Origin of the sequence: Aeromonas sp. PS2Canimalfood6, from assembly GCF_048276795.1 — a bacterium.
Lineage (GTDB): Bacteria > Pseudomonadota > Gammaproteobacteria > Enterobacterales > Aeromonadaceae > Aeromonas > Aeromonas caviae.
The window spans coordinates 1-18,633 of record NZ_JBLUXC010000002.1 but is presented as its reverse complement, the minus strand read 5'-3'; the positions used below and the strand labels follow the sequence as shown (position 1 = coordinate 18,633).

Genomic DNA, 18,633 nt, shown 5'->3' with positions numbered 1-18,633 from the left:
AGGCTTAAGGAAATCTTAAGACAGGGCCCGGCACGCTCCTGTTCGCTGCCGCCTCTCGGCCGCTCGCCAGCCCCCTGGCTCCCCGCTCCCCGGCTTTGCCGCCCCCTCCCCATTGGTTTACAATCGACGGGTTTTTTGGAACCGGGTTGACGGCCCGTCGACCCGGCCCCACCACGACATCAGTCTGTTAATGTCACGACATTAAACTGCTGAAAAGGAAGAGAATTAGCCAATGGCTCAATTTATTTACACCATGAACAGGGTCGGCAAGGTAGTGCCGCCCAAGCGTCATATTCTCAAGAACATCTCCCTCTCCTTCTTCCCGGGCGCCAAGATAGGCGTGCTGGGTCTGAACGGCGCCGGTAAATCCACCCTGCTGCGCATCATGGCCGGGATCGACACCGAGATCGAAGGGGAAGCCCGCCCGCAGCCCGGCATCAAGATCGGCTACCTGCCCCAGGAGCCCAAGCTGGATCCGGAGCAGACGGTGCGCGAGGCGGTCGAAGAGGCGGTGGGCGAGGTGAAACGCGCCATGGCGCGCCTCGACGAGGTCTATGCGGCCTACGCCGATCCGGATGCCGACTTCGACAAGCTGGCCCGCGAGCAGGGCGAGCTGGAGGCCATCATCGCCGCCCAGGGCGGCCACAACATGGAAAACCAGCTGGAGCGCGCGGCCGACGCCCTGCGCCTGCCGGCCTGGGATGCCCAGATCAAGCACCTCTCCGGGGGTGAACGCCGCCGCGTGGCCCTGTGCCGCCTGTTGCTGGAAAAGCCGGACATGCTGCTGCTGGACGAACCGACCAACCACCTGGATGCGGAATCCGTGGCCTGGCTGGAGCGCTTCCTGCACGACTACGAGGGCACTGTCGTGGCCATCACCCACGACCGCTACTTCCTCGACAACGTGGCGGGCTGGATCCTGGAGCTGGACCGTGGCGAGGGCATCCCCTGGGAAGGCAACTACTCCTCCTGGCTGGAGCAGAAAGACGCCCGTCTGGCCCAGGAAGCGAGTTCCGAAGCGGCCCGTCGCAAGTCCATCGAGAAGGAGCTGGAGTGGGTTCGCCAGAACCCCAAGGGCCGTCAGGCCAAGTCCAAGGCCCGTATGGCTCGCTTCGAGGAGCTCAACACCAACGACTACCAGAAGCGCAACGAGACCAACGAGCTGTTCATTCCGCCCGGACCCCGCCTCGGCGACAAGGTGGTCGAGGTGGCCAACCTCTGCAAGTCCTATGGCGACCGCCAGCTGATCGACGATCTCTCCTTCTCCATTCCGAAGGGCGCCATCGTCGGCATCATTGGCCCGAACGGTGCCGGTAAATCGACCCTGTTCCGCATGATGTCGGGTCAGGAGCAGCCGGACTCCGGTTCCATCACCCTGGGTGACACCGTGGTGCTGGCCTCGGTGGATCAGTTCCGCGACCAGATGAACGACAAGAAGACGGTGTTCGAGGAAGTCGCCGACGGCCAGGATATCCTGCGCATCGGCAACTACGAGTTCCCGAGCCGTGCCTATATCGGCCGCTTCAACTTCAAGGGTTCCGACCAGCAGAAGCGGGTTGGCGAGCTCTCCGGTGGCGAGCGCGGTCGTCTGCACCTGGCCAAGCTGCTGCAGACCGGCGGCAACGTGCTGCTACTGGATGAACCGACCAACGATCTGGACATCGAAACCCTGCGCGCCCTCGAGAACGCCCTGCTGGAGTTCCCGGGTTGCGCCATGGTCATCTCCCACGACCGCTGGTTCCTCGACCGCATCGCCACCCATATCCTGGACTACCAGGACGAGGGCAAGATCGCATTCTTTGAAGGCAACTTCACCGAATACGAAGAGTGGAAGAAGAAGACCTACGGTGCCGAGGCTATCCAGCCGCGCCGCGCCAAGTACAAGCGCATTGCCAAGTAAGGCGAGGCAACAGCTGCGCCGCCAGGTATGACGTCACAAGGGGAGCCGGGGCTCCCCTTTTTTGCCTCTTCTGACTTACAATCTCCACCTATTCCCCACCGATAGCGACCCATGACCCAAGCCTCCACCACCAGACTCACCATCCAGATCCGGCTCGAACCCGGCTGCCTGGGGCCGGATGGCAAGCAGCACATCGATACCTTCTGCGCGGCCGCCAACCGGATCCTCGCCGCCATCGAACCCCGACGGGTGCACTGGGTACTGCTGCCCCGCCATGACAAGCAACTGGCCGAGCAGGCCTATTTCCTCGATAGCCGCCCCTTGAGCGAAACCCAGGCCACCCTGCTGCTGCAACGCATGGGATTGGCCCTCGATCCCTTGCTGGAGCAGAGCGATGCCGTGCTGAGCCAGCTTATCGAACGCTACCAGAAAAACCGTTGATCCCGATGTGGAAACGGGGCTCTATTGGTCCCCTTTCTCCTGCCTCTGAGGGAAAACGTTTGAATTTTTACTCTATTCATTGATCCGCCTCGCACATCCGGGGTTTGTAAACCTGGCCGCCTGTGTGAAAATGTGCGCGCTGTCACGGTATCAGGACGAGTCTGGTCACTTCACCGCCAGAATCAGGGTCCGTCGCCCCGCATGGATGGGCCGGGCCCCCTGCTGCCTATTTCACGTCACCCATTGGAATCCAACATGAATCAACCACATCACGCTACCGGGCAGACCGCCAGCCCGGCTGCCGGGCATGGATTGCTCGAGCGCCTGTTTGCCCTGCGCGGTCATGGCACCACGGCCCGCACCGAGGTGATCGCCGGCATCACCACCTTCCTGACCATGGTCTACATCGTCTTCGTCAACCCGCAGATCCTCTCTGCGGCAGGCATGGACACCCAGGCCGTGTTCGTTACCACCTGCCTCATCGCCGGCATCGGCAGCATCCTGATGGGTCTGCTGGCCAACCTGCCCATCGCCCTGGCTCCCGCCATGGGCCTCAACGCCTTCTTCGCCTTCGTGGTGGTGGCCGGCATGGGCTACTCTTGGCAAGTGGGCATGGGCACCATCTTCTGGGGTGCGCTGGGCCTGCTGATCCTGACCCTGCTGCGGGTACGCTACTGGCTCATCGCCAACATTCCCCTGACACTTCGGGTCGGCATCACCGCCGGCATCGGTCTGCTCATCGCCCTGCTCGGCCTGCACAATGCCGGCATCGTGGTCGCGAGCCCCGCCACCATGGTGACCGTGGGCAACCTCACCTCCCTGCCCTGCCTGCTGGGGCTGCTCGGCTTCTTCCTCATCTGCATCTTCTCCGCCCGCGGCGTCCACTCCGCCGTGCTGATCGCCATCGTGGTCACCACGGCGCTGGGCTGGCTGTTTGGCGATGTCACCTTCAAGGGTTTCGTCTCCATGCCGCCCAGCATCGAGCCGGTGTTCGGCCAGCTGGATCTGATGGGCTCGCTCGACATCAGCCTCGCCGGGATCATCTTCTCCTTTATGCTGGTCAACCTGTTCGACTCCTCCGGCACCCTGATTGGCGTCACCAACCGCGCCAAGCTGGCTGATGACAAGGGGCACTTCCCGCGCATGAAGCAGGCACTGCTGGTCGATAGCGTGAGCTCGGTCGGCGGCGCCTTTATGGGCACCTCCTCGGTCACCGCCTTCATCGAGAGCAGCTCCGGCGTTGCCGTCGGCGGCCGTACCGGTCTGACTGCCATCGTGGTCGGCATCCTGTTCCTGCTGGCGATCTTCTTCTCTCCGGTCGCCGCCATGGTGCCGGCCTACGCCGCCGCTGGCGCCCTTATCTATGTGGGAGTGCTGATGTGCTCCGAGCTGACCCGGGTGAAGTGGGAAGATCTGACCGAAGCGGTACCGGCCTTCATGACTGCGGTGATGATGCCGTTCAGCTTCTCCATCACCGAGGGGATCGCCGTGGGCTTCATCTCCTACTGCGTGATGAAGGCGGGCACCGGCCGCTGGCGCGAGATCAACCCCTGCGTGCTGGTGGTGGCCCTGCTCTTCGTCCTCAAGTTTGTCTGGGTCGATGCCCACTGATTTTTCTTCCATGAAAAGAAAAACCAGACTCTGAAAACAAAAATGCCCGTCATCGACGGGCATTTTTTTATGGCGGGCTCAGGGCTCAGCGAATACCGCGGGCCTCACGGATCCACTCCCAGGCCTGCTGGATCTCCTGGGTCTTCTCCTTGGCCATCTCCATCATCTCGGGGGGCAATCCCTTGGCGGCCAGCTTGTCAGGGTGATGCTTGCTCATCTCCTTGCGATAGGCACGCTTGATCTCCTGATCGCTGTCGCTCTCGTTCACCCCGAGCAACTGATAGGCATCCTTGAGGCGATCCCGGGAGGGGGGCTCCTGGCGGTATTGCTGCCCCTGGCCACCGCCTTGCTGCTGCTGACGGTGGAAGAAGTTCATCTGGGCCTCGGCCATGGCCAGAATGCGGGCCAGCTCGATGCGACTGAACCCCAGCTCGTCGGCGATGGTTTGCAGGATTGCCCGCTCGTTCGCCTCCACCTGACCGTCGGCGAAGGCGGCCTGCAGCTGGACCTCGAGGAAGAAGCGCAGGATGTCACGCTGCCCCAGGCTCGCCTGGCGAAACTCCGCCAGGGTCTCGCGCAGGGGGAAGTCACTCTCCTTGCCAAGGCGGAACGACTCCTGAGCCCGTACCCGCTGCTCTCCGGTCAGCCGCATCCTGTCCATCAGGTTGGACGCGACCCGTATTTCGTGCTCGGTGACCTGGCCGCTCGCCTTGGCGATGTGGCCCATGACGGCGAAGGTGGCATGGAAGAAGACGGCCTGTTGTTGCTGGCTGGGTGCCCGCTGGAAGGCCCCGCGGATCCCCATGCCCCGATCGAAGCGATGGCCGATCCACAGGCCCAGCAGGGCACCGAAGATGTTGCCGAGCAGAAAACCGAAGAAGGTGCCAAGCACCTTGCCCCAAATACGCATGGTTCAAGACCTCGTGATGTTAATGGGTGCCGGCGAGCAGTTGCTCGTCCAGCTCGCGCAGCCGATCCACTGTGCCGATGTCGCGCCACTCGCCTGCCAGCAGGCTGCCACCCACCCGTCCCTGCGCCATCCAGTCGCGCAGCAGGGGGGCCAGCTTGCGCGCCCCGCAGGGCAAGCCGGCAAAGGCGGCGGGGTGATAGAGGCCGACGCCGCTGAAGGTGAGGGCCGGGGTGTCCAGCACCCGACCCGCTTGCAGGGAGAAGTCCCCTTGCGGATGCTGGGGAGGGTTGGGCACCAGCCAGAGGTGGGCGAGATCGTCCCCAAGCGGCTGGTTCACCAGAGCGCGATAATCCAGGTCGAGCCAGGTATCGCCGTTGATCACCAGAAAGGGTTCGCTGCCCAGCAGAGGCAGCGCCTGCACGATGCCGCCGGCGGTCTCGAGCGCGCTCTCTTCGGCCGACCAGTGAATGGATACCCCGAGCGCACTGCCATCGCCGAGGGCCGCCACCAGCTTGTGTCCGAGCCAGGCGTGGTTGATGACAAGTGTGGTCACGCCGGCTGCCTTGAGTTTTTCGATATGGTGCACGATGAGCGGCTTGCCCCCCGCCGCCAGCAGCGGCTTGGGCAGCAGATCGGTGAGCGGACGCATCCGCTCGCCGCGCCCGGCGGCCAGGATCATCGCCTTCATGGTGTCACCCCGGTGCGCGCCAATCCGGGCAGCACCACCTGCTCCAGCCACTGGCCGAAGCGGGCCAGCACCGGATAGGCGGCGCCATGGCTGCGACAGACATCGACCACGTAGCCCAGGGTACGGAGAATGTCCTTGAGGTAGCCGGCCTTGCCATCGCGGTGATAGAGGCGGGTGAAGATCCCCGCCGCCTTGAGGTGGCGCTGCATGCCGGTGAGATCGGCTGCGCGACGAAACGCGGCATAGTCCAGATTGCCGAGCAGGCCGGCCCCTTGCAGGGTGTCGAAGCCAAGTCGCATGCCCTGCTCGATCACCGCGTCCGGCCAGCGCACGTAGCAATCTTTGAGCAGGGAGACCAGGTCATAGCTGAGCGGCCCGATGACCATGTCCTGGAAGTCGATAAGGGCGAGGTCGCTCTCCTTCGGGTTCGTCCCGCCGCACACCATCAGGTTGCGGCTGTGGAAGTCCCGGTGCATCACTCCTTGTGGCTGGGCCAGGTTGCTCGCCGTGAGGCAGGCGAAGGTCTCCGCCAGCAACTGCTGCTCTTCATCACTCAGGGCCAGTTGCAGGTGATGTCCCAGCAACCACTCGGGGAAGATGGCATTTTCGCGGGCCATGAAGGCCTCATCGAAGGGCTCGAGCTCGAGCGCCACGGCGCCGAGCCTTGGCAGCAGGGCGATGGCCTTGCCATACCAGGCCAGTACGCTCGCTTCGTTCAGGCAGCCGATAAGCTGGGTATCCCCCAGGTCCGTCACCGCCAGCAATCCCTGCTCGTAGTCGACCCCCTTTACCTCGGGGGCCAGCAGCCCCGCATCGTGCAGGGCGGTGGCATTGCGAACGAATTCATGATTTTTTTCGGTTTTCGGATTAGCATCCACCCACACCAGACCGCCACCCCGGAAGTAGCGGCGGAAACTGGCGTCACCGGAAATAAGCGTCAACGAGAGGTTGGCGTCACCGGAAATCCGGCGAGCCCATTGCAAAAGCAGGGAAGCGCGATCGTGCATGAGTCGGGAACCAAATTGGAAAGCAGCACTTGGCTGTTAGCCCTGGCCGCAATAATGCTTTATCATTGCCGGCTAACATAAAGCAATGACATGCAATGTCAACTCGATGGATCCTGACATAAAATGCATGCCCTGAATCCACCGTTTTTACTACGGATTGCGCGAGCCTTTCACATGACAAAATGGACACTGGGATACTCCTGTCCCATCGCCCTGACCATCAGCCTTGTTCCTGCCCTGAGCCCGCTCATGGCCCAGGCAGCGCCACTCAATGCGCCACCCGCTACCGGGATCCTCGACAGCCTCTGCTATGACTATGTCCCCAAGATAGAGAAGCCCAGTGCGGGCCAGGACGCCAATGCCCAGCCCGTCGAGGTGGATGCCGATCGCCTGGAGGCCAAGCAGGGCGGTACCGCCGTCTACGAGGGTGACGTCAAGGTGCGCCAGGGCGTGCGCAAGTTCGACTCCGACTATGCCCAGCTCGACCAGAAGAGCCGGGATGTCATCGCCATCGGCAACATCTATTACAACGATGGCCAGATCACGGTCACCAGCGACAAGACCCTGAAATCCAACCTGGACACCAAGAACTCCGAGCTGGAAGAGGGCAAGTATCAGGTCCATGGCTCACCGGTGCGCGGCTTCGCCGAAAAGCTGACCATGACCAACAACAACCAGAACATCACTCTGGAAGGGGCCCAGTACACCACCTGCCCACCGGGCCAGGAGGCCTGGACCCTGAAGGCCGGCAGCATCGACATCGATCAGTCCGAGGTATTCGGGGAGGCCTGGAACGCCAGCCTCTGGCTCTATGACTATCCGGTCTTCTACTTCCCCTATATCAACTTCCCCATCAAGGATGAGCGCAAGACCGGTCTGCTCTACCCGGGCTATACCCAAAGCTCCAAGAACGGCATGGACATCACCCAGCCGTTCTACTGGAACATCGCCCCCAACTACGATGCCACCATCACCTCCCGCTTCATGGACAGACGGGGCCTGATGGAACAGGTCGAGTTTCGCTACATGCCGGACCCGGCCCACGTGGGGAGTCTCTACTTCGAGAACCTGGCAGACGACAAGCAGTACGACGAGACGGCCAACCTCAATCAGCATCTCTCTGACGGTCACCGCTACCTGCTGAGTGCCCGCCACACCTCCATGTTCATCGACAACGCCATGCGGGTGTCGGTGGACTACACCAAGGTACGGGACCAGGACTACAGCTACTTCAACGACTTCACCCCCAAGGTGGGGACCCAGGTCGACAACCAGTTGCAGCAATCCCTGAAGGCAGGTTACTACCAGCAGAACTGGAACCTCGATGCCGAGGTACGGACCTACCAGATCCTGCTGGCCAGCGCCCAGCAACCCCACGAGCTGATGCCGCGCATCAACCACAACTACTACCAGCAGGGCAGCTGGTACGATCTGGCCTGGAATACCGAGCTGACCAACTTCGGCTACAACAACGATCAGGCCATCGAGCAGAACAAGGGTGAAGCCTACACCGGCACCCGGGTCTACACGGCCCCCACCCTGACCATCCCCCTCGTTGACGAAGCGGGCTACTTCCTCGACAGCCAGTACAAGCTGATGTACACCCGTTACGACCAGACGGTGCCTGACCAGATGAGCAGCACCTTCACCAATCGTTTCACCCCGAGAGAGGGCGGCGACGTCACCCTGGAAGAGGGGACCATCACCCGGGTACTGCCATCGTTCCGTCTCAAGGGCGGCATGACCTTCGAGCGGGATCAGCAGTGGTTTGGCGAGGGAGCCAACCAGACCCTGGAGCCTGAATTCCAGTACCTCTATGTGCCCTACAAGGATCAGGACAACATCGGTGTCTATGACTCCACCACCATGCGCCAGGACTACTACAGCCTCTTCAGCGATCGCCGCTTCGCCGGTCTGGACCGCATCAGTGACTCCAACCGGCTCTCCTTGGGGGTCACCACCCGCATTTATGATCCGGCCGGGGATGAACGAATCCGGTTGGCCGTTGCCCAAGCCTTCGACTTCGTGGCGCCCAGGGTCAAGCTTTACAGCAGCGATGAGCTGAGCACCAATACCCGCTCCCCGCTGTCGTTCGAGGGTGACGCCAAGATCAACGAGCAGTGGTATGCCCATGCGGGGGCACAATATGATATGGAACAGCGCCAGATAAGCTCTGCCAACAGCGCCCTGGAGTACCGTCACGAGAAGTTGATCAGCCAGTTGAACCATCGCTTCGTGCGGGATGCCAACATTGTGCCTAACACCAATAACGAGGTTACCGATCTCAACCAGATCGGCCTGCTGCTGACCACCCCGCTGGACGATCGCTGGCACCTCTACGGGGGTTACTACAAAGAGCTCAATCAGAGCGTGAAGTCTGATCGTAAAGTGGGCCTGAAATACGACTCCTGCTGCTGGAGCATCAACTTCAACCTGGAATGGGTCAACACGCCAGATAACGTGAACAATACATCCACTGCCGAGCGCAGTTTCGGCATTCAATTTGAAATGAAAGGATTGGGTAGCGTGGGTACCGACTCCAAGGGCACTTCCCTGGACACCGAAGCACTGCCTTACATTCGTCCGTTTAACCTGCGAGACCAGTAACCGGTCTGGCAAACGCCTTGAGAGATGGATATGAAGAAGACGTTGATTTCCCTGCTGACCGCAGGCCTGTTCGGAGTCATGAGCCAGGGAGCCCTCGCCGCCCCCGAGCTGATGGACAAGGTGCTGGCCGTGGTCAACAAGGATGTGGTGCTGGCCAGTCAGCAGGAGGCCCTGGTGCAAAAGGTCAAGGCCTCTGCCCAGGAGAGCGGCCAGTCCCTGCCCGATGACGTCACCCTGCGCAAGCAGGCACTGGATCGCCTGATCCAGGAGAGCCTGCAACTGCAACTGGCGGAGCGCCAGGGGCTCAAGATCAGTGACACCCAGCTGGAACAGGCCATTCAGAGCATCGCCGCCGACAACAAGATGAACCTGGAGCAACTGCGCGCCCAACTGGAGCGGGAAGGCCTGACCTACGCCCAGTACCGTGAGGAGGTGCGCCGCGAGATCCTGATGAACGAGGTGCGCCGCAGCCAGGTCCGCCGTCGCATCAACATCTCCGATCAGGAGGTCAAGCAGGTGGTCGAGGCCCTGAGCAAACAGGGCCAGCAGCAGACGTCATATCATATCGGCCATATCCAGGTCGCGCTGCCGGACAACCCGAATGCCGAGCAGCTCAACGCAGCCAAGGCCAAGATCGAGCGCATTCTGGCGTCCCTGAAAGAGGGGGCCGACTTCCGCAAGCTGGCCATTGCCGAGAGTAACGGTCCCAAGGCGCTGGAAGGGGGTGACTGGGGCTGGTTGAGCCCGCAGGAGATGCCCACCCTGATGGCGGAAGCCGTGCAAGGGGCCGGCAAGGGTGACATCGTCGGCCCGCTGCGCTCCGGCGCCGGTCTGCACATCATCAAGATCTTCGACACCAAGGGCCAGCAACAGGTCATGCAGACCGAGGTCAAGGCGCGCCACATCCTGATCAAGCCCTCCATCATCCTGAGCGAGGAGAAGGCCAAGGGCACCCTGGACGGCATCCTGCACGACATCAAGAGCGGCAAGGCCAGCTTTGCCAGCATGGCAGAGAAATACTCCGAGGATCCGGGCTCTGCGGTGCAGGGTGGCGAGCTGGGCTGGTCTGATCCCAACGTCTATGTACCGGAGTTCCGCGACATGCTGGGTCGCCTGCAACCGGGCCAGATCAGCGAACCCTTCCGCACCAGCCACGGCTGGCACATCGTGCAGCTCGAGGATCGCCGCAGCCAGGACGCCACCGGCAAGGCCCAGGAGCAACGCGCCTACCAGCTCATCTTCAACCGCCGCTTCGCCGAAGAGTCCCAGGCCTGGCTGGATGAGCTGCGCGACGAAGCCTACATCCAGATCGAACCCAATTGATGGGCGACAAGCAGATGAACAAGGCGCATCCAGGGCACGCCGAGGCACAGCTGAGCTGCCACCGGCTTGCCATCACCCCGGGTGAACCGGCCGGGATCGGTCCGGATCTGGTGCTGCAGATTGCCCAGCGGGCCTGGCCCCATCAGCTGGTGGTGATCGCCGATCCCGCCCTGTTGCGCGAACGGGCCGCCCTGCTGGGGCTACCCGTCGAGCTTGAACCCTATGACGAAAGCGCCCCCACCCGTCCGCAGCGAGCGGGGACTCTGACCGTCTGCCCCGTGCCGCTCGGCGCCCCCGTGGTGCCAGGCAAGCTGGATGAGGGCAACGGCGCCTATGTGTTGGCTACCTTGCAGCGCGCCTGCGACGGCAACCTGAGCGGCGAATTTGCCGCCGTGGTGACCGGGCCGGTGCACAAGGGGATCATCAACCAGGCGGGCGTCTCGTTCAGCGGTCACACCGAGTTCTTCGCCCAGCAGTCCGACACCGCCGATGTGGTGATGCTGCTGGCCACCGAAGGGCTGAGAGTGGCCCTCGCGACCACCCATATTCCCCTTGCCTATGTGGCCAAAGCCATCACCGAGGATCGCCTTGGCAAGGTGATCCGCATCCTGGATGCGGATCTCAAGCGCAAGTTCGGCATCGAACACCCCCGGATCTATGTCTGCGGCCTCAATCCCCATGCCGGGGAAGGGGGTCATCTGGGCCGTGAAGAGATCGATGTCATCGAACCCGCCCTGGCCGCCCTGCGCCAGGAAGGGATCGATCTGGTCGGCCCGCTGCCAGCCGATACCCTGTTCCAGGACAAATACCTCAAGGATGCGGATGCGGTACTCGCCATGTACCACGATCAGGGGCTGCCCGTGCTCAAGTACAAGGGCTTTGGCAACTCGGTCAACATCACCCTCGGACTTCCCTTCATCCGTACCTCGGTGGACCACGGCACAGCGCTGGATCTGGCAGGCAAGAACCTGGCAGACCCCGGCAGCCTCACCACCGCGATCAACCACGCCATCCAGATGGTAGAGAAAAAAAGATATGAGCAGTAAGGTGCACATGGGCCACACGGCCCGTAAGCGTTTCGGTCAGAACTTCTTGCACGACCGGTATGTGATCGACCAGATAGTGGCCGCCATCAACCCGCAACCGGGTCAGAATCTGGTGGAGATCGGCCCGGGTCTGGCTGCGCTCACCGAGCCGGTCGCCGCCCAGATGGACAAGATGACCGTGGTCGAGCTGGACCGGGATCTTGCCGCACGTCTGCGCGAACACCCGACCCTCAAGGAGAAGCTGACCGTCATCGAAGCCGATGCCATGCGCTTTGACTTCAGTACCCTGATGGGGGAAGGCAAGGGGCCGCTGCGCATCTTCGGCAACCTGCCCTACAACATCTCCACCCCCCTCATCTTCCACCTGTGCGAATTTGCCGACCGGGTGGAGGACATGCACTTCATGCTGCAAAAGGAAGTGGTGCTGCGTCTGGCCGCCGGCCCGGGCAGCAAGGCCTATGGCCGTCTGAGCGTGATGACCCAGTACTACTGTCAGGTAGTGCCGGTGCTGGAAGTGGGCCCGGGCGCCTTCAAGCCGGCGCCGAAGGTGGATTCCGCCGTGGTGCGTCTGATCCCGCACAAGAACCCGACTATCGTCGCGAAAGACATTCGTTGCCTGAACCGGGTCTGCACCGAAGGCTTCGGCCAGCGTCGCAAGACCATTCGCAACAGCTTCTCCAACTTCATCACCGACGCCCAGCTGACCGAGCTTGGCATCGATGGCAACCTGCGCCCGGAGAATCTCTCCCTCGAGCAGTTCGTCACGATCGCCAACTGGCTGGCCGACCAGCAACAGGCCTGATCCCATGACCCAAGCCCGGATAGTGGTCCGCCCCCACCCCAGCTATGTGGCGGGAACCGCAGATCCCTACCATTTTCTCTATCGCATCGAGATTGAGAACCTGGGTCCGGGCACGGTGCAACTGCTGCATCGACGCTGGCTCATTACGGATGCCAATGGCAAGATGCTGGAAGTGGAAGGTCCCGGCGTGGTCGGTGAACAACCCCTGATCGCCCCCGGCGAGACCTTTTCCTACCAGAGTGGCGTTCCCCTCGCCACACCGCTTGGCGTGATGGAAGGCAGCTACATCCTGCAGGATGAATCGGGGCAACAATTCGAAGCCCCCATCGCCCCCTTCACGCTGGCCGTCCCCAACATAATCAACTGAGGTTTCATGGCGAACTGTTTCGTCGGTGATATCCAGGGCTGCTACGACGATTTGCGCCGTCTGCTGGATCTTGCCGAGTTCGACTTCGATAACGACACGCTCTGGCTGTGCGGCGATCTCGTCGCCCGGGGGCCGGACTCCCTCAACACCCTGCGTTTCGTCAAATCACTGGGGCAGCAGGCCGTCACCGTGCTCGGCAACCACGACCTGCACCTGCTGGCGGTGGCCCACGGAGTCGCCCCGCTCAAGAAGAAAGACAAGCTGCAGGCGCTGATGGAGGCGCCGGATCGGGACGAGCTGCTGGAGTGGCTGCGTCACCGTCCCCTGCTGGCAGAACACCCCGACCTGCCCATCATGATGGTGCATGCGGGCCTCTCCCCCGCCTGGGACGCCCACACCGCCCGCAGTTGTGCCCGGGAGGTGGAGAGCCTGCTGCGCGGGGATCAGTACAGCTGGCTGCTGCACAACATGTATGGCGATCAGCCCGACAGCTGGAACGACAACCTGCTGGGCATAGAGCGTTACCGCTACATCATCAACAGCTTCACCCGGATGCGCTTTTGCTACTTCGACGGGCGCCTCGACTTCAAATGCAAGAAGGGCCCCACCGAATCGCCCCCGGGCCTGCGCCCCTGGTTCGAGCAGCGCGAGCACCATGTGGATGACCCCATCCTGGTCTTCGGCCACTGGGCGGCCCTGATGGGCAACACCGGCAAATCCGATATCAAGGGACTCGACACCGGGTGCGTCTGGGGCAACAGCCTCACCCTGTGGCGCTACGAGGACGACGCCCTGATCGCCACCCCCTGCCCGGCCTATGCCAAGTAGAGCGGCTCTTTGCGGAACAAGGGAATGATCCGCCGTTGAGAGGAGAGCAATGCCCTCTCCTGCGAAATGGAGCTGAAAACAGAACGGGCCCGGCAATGCCGGGCCCGTTTTTTCATGATGAGCGGATCAGAGCCTGCGCCCCAGCCGTTTCTCGACCTGGCGCCGCTCCCATTCCGGGCCAAACAGCTTGAAGGGCTGGAACAGGTTGATGGCGTGAGAAGCCAATCCCAACCCCCAGCCCAGCATGGGCCACCAGGCCCAGATATAATCCGGGTTGCTCAGGTAGTTGATGACAAACAGCCCCCCTATCACCAGCACATAGCTCATGAGGTGGCCGTAGAAGCCCCTGAGCCCCTCCACGAACTTCATCGCCTCCCGCTCATCCCGCGCCACCTGCACGCGTCCCCGATCTTCGCCCTCATTCCCTTTCATCTCGCTCTCCTGCAGTTGGGTCACATCGAGCTCGAAGACGGCGGCCAGGGCCTTGAGGGATTCCAGTCCGGGTTGTTGTCCCTGCTCTACTCGCTGAATGGTGCGAACGCTCAGGCCAGTGAGGGTCGCCAGCTGTTCCTGGGACCATCCCCGTTGCAATCTCAACTTCCTGACGATCATCTTGCGCTCCTTGTGGTGATTGACAGGGCCAGCATAGGGAAAGGGCATGAGAGGCGACACGACAGATGGCCGACACTCACCTGACTTCCTTTAAAAATCATAAACTTACTACCACGCAATCGTGGCTCTTTCGCCCCGAGCAACCAGGCTTGGCGTGCCGCTGGCGGCCAGACGTCACGGGGGGTTACAACCCCTGCATCAACTCGGCACCAATCTCGAAGGAGCGCAGGCGCGCCTGATGATCGACGATGGGACCGTTGAACATCAGCTCGTCCGCTCCGGTCTCTGCCAGCAGAGCCTTGAGGCCGTGGCGTACCCGATCCGGCTCCCCCACCAGGGAGCGAGCCAGAGTCTGCTCCATCGCCATCAATTCGCGGGGAGACCACTCATCCCCCAGCGTCTGCACCGGCAGTGGCAGCTTGCCGGCATCCCCCCGGTAGAGACGCAGGAACTGCTGCTGCAGGGTGGTGAACAGGAAGCGGGCCTCACGATCGGTGTCGGCGGCGATCAGATTGACGCACACCACCGCATGGGGTTTGGGCCAACGGGCAGAGGGACGGTATTGGGTACGGTAGATCTCCAGCGCCTGCAGCAACATGGCGGGAGCAAAGTGGGAGGCAAAGCCGAACGGCAGCCCCATGGCCGCAGCCAGTTGGGCACTGTAGAGGCTGGAGCCCAGCAACCAGATGGGCACATGGAGTCCCTGACCCGGCACCGCCTGCACGGCAGCGACCTCGTCGCCAAAATAACTCATCAGTTCGCGCACATCCGCCGGGAAGTCATCCACCTCGCCGCTGCGCTGGCGGCGAAGCGCCTGCATGGTGCGCTGATCGCTGCCAGGGGCGCGGCCCAGGCCGAGATCGATGCGATCCGGATAGAGGGAACTCAGCGTGCCGAACTGCTCCGCAATGACCAGGGGGGAGTGGTTCGGCAACATGATGCCGCCAGCCCCGAGCCGCAACGTCGTGGTGCCCCCGGCCAGGTGGCCAATCAGCACCGCTGTGGCGGCGCTGGCAATGCCCGGCATGTTGTGGTGCTCCGCCAGCCAGTAGCGGTGGTAACCCCAGCGCTCCGCATGGCGAGCCAGATCCAGCGAGTGGCGAAACGACTCGGCCGGCAGACCACCTTCGGGAACGGGCACCAGATCCAGCACGGAATAGGGGACGACAGACATGGGACACTCCATTGGTTCACAGGGCGTTTATCAGGGGAGCAATGTAGCACGAGATATCTGAACGAATCATCTCACCACAGGGGCAAAGACGCAGCGCGAAGGCCGGCTGTTGATTTGGGGCTGAAGAGCGCAAGATCGAGTCCTAGGCTTTTTGTCATCCAGCAAGCACACTGTTAGGTGACCAATACGGCGATCGCCAGGGGACAAGGATCCGTCCATGACAAACGCAAGTCTCAGTCGCAGACCCTTTTACGTATACATTGCCACCCTTTTCATCCTGCTCTTCTCCTTGCTGGGGGGCGCCCTCATCGTGCTGCAGTTCCAGCAGGGCATGCAGCAGGGGCTGGAGCACGAACGTCAGAGCTTCCAGCAATACCGGGAGCAGCTTGCCCTCGCCATCAAGCTGAACCAGCGACCGGCCCGCATGTCCCTGAATCTGCTGCGCAGCGGCCAGCTGTCCGCCATGACAGGGCTGGAGACGCGGCTAGCCTTCCTGCCCCAGCTGGCAGAAGTACTGGCCAACAGCACCAGTTACGGCGCCATCTATGCCGGTTACGAGGACGGCGATTTCTTTCTGGTACGCAAGCTGACCGAACGGGCGAGAGGGGCGTTGGAGGCGCCTCCGCCCGAGAGCCGCCTGCTGGTCCAGAGCCTGCATCAGGGACAGGGAGAGTTCCTCTATTTCGACCAGCGGCTGCGGCTGCTGGAGCGGCGCCCCATGCCGGATTACCGTTTCGATCCGCGAGATCGGGGCTGGTACAAGGAGGCGCGCTGGAACACCGGCATCATAGTGACCCACCCCTACCTCTTCTTCACTACCCGGGAGCCAGGCATGACACTGGCGGTGGAGAGCGACGATCGCCGGGCGGTGATCGGACTCGATGCGGGCATGGAGGGGCTCTCTTCCCTCATCGGCGAGTTGCCCCTGCCCGGTCACAGCCAGTTGGTGCTGTTTGACGAGGTCGGGACCCTGCTGGCCACGGATCCCGAGCGCCTCCCAAGCTTCGAGCAACTGAGCCGCCTGCCCATGCTGTCGGCCCTCAATCACCCCATTCTCACCAGGCTGCAACAGGAGATGGCTGCGCGGCCTACCCTGCTGCATCACCCCGCCGAGCTGACCCTGGCAACGGTTCAGAGTCAGGAGTGGCTGGTCAACCTCTCCTCCCTCGGGTAAGAGTCTCCGTTTTATCTCGCCCTCCTGGTGCCCACCGAGGTGCTCACCGCCCCGGCGCGCCAGGATGCGCTGCACAATCTCGCCTGGGCCCTTGCCGGTCTGCTGCTCCTGCTGCCCGTCATCTGGCTGGCCGCCCGGCGCACTGCCGCTCCCTTGCTGGTATTGACCGGGGAGGCAGAGCGGATCCAGCACTTCGACTTTGGCGAAAGCCCGGGGCCGGATTCGGCGATCCGCGAAATTGACGACCTCGCCCGCGCCATGTCCAGCATGCGCCTGACCCTCGGCAATTTCATGAACATGGGCCGGGCGCTGGCGGCAGAGCATCGCTTCGATTCATTGCTCAGCCGCATCCTGCACGAGACGGTGGCGGCTGCCCAGGCCGAGGGCGGCTGCCTCTTCCTGGCCCAGGAGAGCGAGATGCAGGCCGTTCACGCCATCTGGCAGGGGCAGCCGCTGGCGTGCGAACAGGTACAGTGGCAGGCGGCGCTGCTCGGCGGTCTCTACCACACGGAGCGCCTCTGCCTGCCCCTCGACGAGGCACAGTGGGCCCGCTACCTCAGCGACTGGGGCCCCTTCCCCGGTGCCTGCCAACTGCTGGTCGAACCCCTTCACAACCACCGTCAGGAGCTGATCGGCTGCCTGCTGCTGATCCTGCCAGACTGCTCGGCCCGCGAACTGGCCTCGCGCATCAGCCTCATCGAAGCGCTGGCGGGCACCTCCTCCTCCGCCATCGAAAACCAGCGCCTGCTGGAGGAGCAGAAGCAGCTGCTGGAAGCCTTCATCGAGCTCATCGCCGGTGCCATCGATGCCAAGAGCCCCTACACCGGCGGCCACTGCCAGCGGGTGCCGGAACTGGCCAGGATGCTGACCCAGGCTGCCTGCTCACAGCAGACGGGGCCCTTTGCCGATTTCCGACTCAACGAAGAGGAGTGGGAGGCCATCCATATCGCGAGCTGGCTGCACGACTGCGGCAAGGTCACTACCCCGGAGTTCGTGGTGGACAAGGCGACCAAGCTCGAGACCATCTACGACAGGATCCACGAGATCCGCACCCGCTTCGAGGTGCTCAAGCGGGATGCCCACATCGAGGCGCTCTGCGGCCTGCTGCCCCCATCCGGGCAGCAGGCCGCCCTCAAGGCTGTAACCCCCCTCTGGCACACCCTGGATCAGGAGTTCGCCTTCGTGGCCGAGTGCAATCTGGGGGGCGAGTGGATGGCGCCGGAGAAAATCGCCAGGCTGGATGCCATTGCCAGCCGCACCTGGTTGCGCACTCTGGACGATCGGCTCGGCATCAGTCAGGAGGAGCGCAAGCGCCACCAGGAGGCCCCCTCTCCCCTCCCCTGCCGAGAGTCGCTGCTCGCCGACAAGGCGGTCCATCTCATCCCTCGCCCCGAGCACGACAATCTCGCCCGACACAACTCATGGGGCTTCAAGGTGCGGGTGCCCATCCACCTCTACAACAGGGGGGAGCGCTACAACCTCGCCATCGGCCGCGGCACCCTCACCGAAGAGGAGCGCTACAAGATCAACGATCACATCATCCAGACCATACGCATGCTGGAGAAGCTTCCTTTCCCCCGCCATTTGCGCAAGGTGCCGGAGATTGCGGGGGGCCATCACGAGCGGATGGACGGCACGGGCTATCCGCGCCAGTTGCAAGGGGGGCAGATGAGCATTCCCGCCCGCATCATGGCCATTGCGGACATCTTCGAGGCGCTGACGGCGAGCGATCGCCCCTACAAGTCTGGCAAAACGGTCTCCCAGTCCCTGGCCATCATGGTGAAGATGGTGCAGGAACAGCACATAGACCCGGCCCTGTTTGCCCTCTTCATCGAGAGCGGCATCTGGCGGGACTACGCCAGACGCTTCCTCGCCCCCGAGCAGCTGGACGAGGTCGAATGCCAGGCACTGCTGGCAGGATCACACTGACCTTCCGCTGGCACTCGCCCATAAAAAAAGGTTCTTCGCGGGATCTTGGGGAAGTGGAAGTTGACAGACAGGGTGCTGGTAAACTGGCTGTCTCCAAACACACCACCACCATCACCCTGCTGTCGCCGTGCATCATATTGATATTGCCTCCTTCTGGCCAGGTTATACCGTCATCGCCCAAGCGCTTTCTGCCAACCATCACACCCTGTTTACC

15 protein-coding genes and 1 pseudogene are annotated in these 18,633 nt (G+C 62.6%); 11 read left to right on the top strand and 5 right to left on the bottom strand.

Translation table 11 applies throughout. From position 1 onward, the window contains the following. Positions 1-232 precede the first annotated feature (232 nt). The 3 genes from ettA to ACNPAA_RS01060 all read left to right on the top strand — a co-directional run bounded on the left by ettA (position 233) and on the right by ACNPAA_RS01060 (position 3,952). On the top strand, positions 233-1,900 hold the full coding sequence (gene ettA, locus ACNPAA_RS01070; protein WP_200164539.1) for an energy-dependent translational throttle protein EttA: 1,668 nt from the start codon (positions 233-235) through the stop codon (positions 1,898-1,900). 111 nt (positions 1,901-2,011) lie between these two features. After that, positions 2,012-2,341 (top strand): hypothetical protein, encoded by a 330-nt coding sequence (locus ACNPAA_RS01065; RefSeq protein ID WP_125117507.1) that lies wholly within the window; start codon positions 2,012-2,014, stop codon positions 2,339-2,341. 255 nt (positions 2,342-2,596) lie between these two features. Next, the gene (locus ACNPAA_RS01060) at positions 2,597-3,952 is read left to right on the top strand and encodes an NCS2 family permease (protein WP_417891513.1); all 1,356 of its coding nucleotides are present in this window, start codon (positions 2,597-2,599) and stop codon (positions 3,950-3,952) included. A gap of 85 nt (positions 3,953-4,037) precedes the next feature. Here the strand turns inward: ACNPAA_RS01060 and djlA are convergent, their stop codons facing one another. The 3 genes from djlA to ACNPAA_RS01045 are packed head-to-tail and all read right to left on the bottom strand — an operon-like array spanning position 4,038 to position 6,557. Then, positions 4,038-4,862 carry a co-chaperone DjlA gene (gene djlA / locus ACNPAA_RS01055; RefSeq protein ID WP_417891512.1) on the bottom strand — a complete coding sequence of 275 codons (825 nt, stop codon included), beginning with the start codon at positions 4,860-4,862 and terminating at the stop codon, positions 4,038-4,040. 19 nt (positions 4,863-4,881) lie between these two features. Then, positions 4,882-5,550 (bottom strand): N-acetylmuramate alpha-1-phosphate uridylyltransferase MurU, encoded by a 669-nt coding sequence (gene murU, locus ACNPAA_RS01050; RefSeq protein ID WP_336592382.1) that lies wholly within the window; start codon positions 5,548-5,550, stop codon positions 4,882-4,884. Beyond that, positions 5,547-6,557, bottom strand: a complete 1,011-nt coding sequence (locus ACNPAA_RS01045) for an aminoglycoside phosphotransferase family protein (RefSeq protein ID WP_417891511.1) — start codon at positions 6,555-6,557, stop codon at positions 5,547-5,549. The genes murU and ACNPAA_RS01045 overlap by 4 nt, the downstream gene beginning before the upstream one ends. A 174-nt stretch (positions 6,558-6,731) precedes the next feature. Between ACNPAA_RS01045 and lptD the strand changes: the two genes are divergently transcribed. The 6 genes from lptD to ACNPAA_RS01015 are packed head-to-tail and all read left to right on the top strand — an operon-like array spanning position 6,732 to position 13,530. Continuing rightward, positions 6,732-9,164 carry an LPS assembly protein LptD gene (gene lptD / locus ACNPAA_RS01040; protein WP_417891510.1) on the top strand — a complete coding sequence of 811 codons (2,433 nt, stop codon included), beginning with the start codon at positions 6,732-6,734 and terminating at the stop codon, positions 9,162-9,164. A gap of 30 nt (positions 9,165-9,194) precedes the next feature. Continuing rightward, the gene (gene surA, locus ACNPAA_RS01035; protein ID WP_010673209.1) at positions 9,195-10,487 is read left to right on the top strand and encodes a peptidylprolyl isomerase SurA; all 1,293 of its coding nucleotides are present in this window, start codon (positions 9,195-9,197) and stop codon (positions 10,485-10,487) included. A gap of 50 nt (positions 10,488-10,537) precedes the next feature. Next, positions 10,538-11,533 (top strand): 4-hydroxythreonine-4-phosphate dehydrogenase PdxA, encoded by a 996-nt coding sequence (pdxA, locus tag ACNPAA_RS01030; RefSeq protein WP_039040071.1) that lies wholly within the window; start codon positions 10,538-10,540, stop codon positions 11,531-11,533. Further along, positions 11,523-12,335, top strand: a complete 813-nt coding sequence (gene rsmA, locus ACNPAA_RS01025) for a 16S rRNA (adenine(1518)-N(6)/adenine(1519)-N(6))-dimethyltransferase RsmA (protein WP_010673207.1) — start codon at positions 11,523-11,525, stop codon at positions 12,333-12,335. The genes pdxA and rsmA overlap by 11 nt, the downstream gene beginning before the upstream one ends. Before the next feature lie 4 nt (positions 12,336-12,339). Further along, a complete protein-coding gene (gene apaG / locus ACNPAA_RS01020) occupies positions 12,340-12,702 on the top strand; it encodes a Co2+/Mg2+ efflux protein ApaG (RefSeq protein ID WP_010673206.1) in 363 nt (120 codons plus the stop codon). Positions 12,703-12,708: 6 nt separating this feature from the next. Further along, positions 12,709-13,530 (top strand): symmetrical bis(5'-nucleosyl)-tetraphosphatase, encoded by an 822-nt coding sequence (locus tag ACNPAA_RS01015; protein WP_113724987.1) that lies wholly within the window; start codon positions 12,709-12,711, stop codon positions 13,528-13,530. 126 nt (positions 13,531-13,656) lie between these two features. Here the strand turns inward: ACNPAA_RS01015 and ACNPAA_RS01010 are convergent, their stop codons facing one another. Continuing rightward, on the bottom strand, positions 13,657-14,142 hold the full coding sequence (locus ACNPAA_RS01010) for a 2TM domain-containing protein (protein ID WP_103857815.1): 486 nt from the start codon (positions 14,140-14,142) through the stop codon (positions 13,657-13,659). A 184-nt stretch (positions 14,143-14,326) separates the two neighbouring features. Next, positions 14,327-15,316, bottom strand: a complete 990-nt coding sequence (locus ACNPAA_RS01005; protein ID WP_103857814.1) for a luciferase-like monooxygenase — start codon at positions 15,314-15,316, stop codon at positions 14,327-14,329. A 170-nt stretch (positions 15,317-15,486) separates the two neighbouring features. Here ACNPAA_RS01005 and ACNPAA_RS01000 point away from each other — a divergent pair. Both ACNPAA_RS01000 and ACNPAA_RS00995 read left to right on the top strand, forming a co-directional pair. Further along, positions 15,487-18,419, top strand: a pseudogene (locus ACNPAA_RS01000) (HD domain-containing phosphohydrolase). Further along, positions 18,389-18,633 (top strand): hypothetical protein (locus ACNPAA_RS00995; RefSeq protein WP_417891509.1); only part of this gene is annotated, 245 nt, incomplete at its 3' end. The pseudogene ACNPAA_RS01000 and the gene ACNPAA_RS00995, both read left to right, overlap by 31 nt.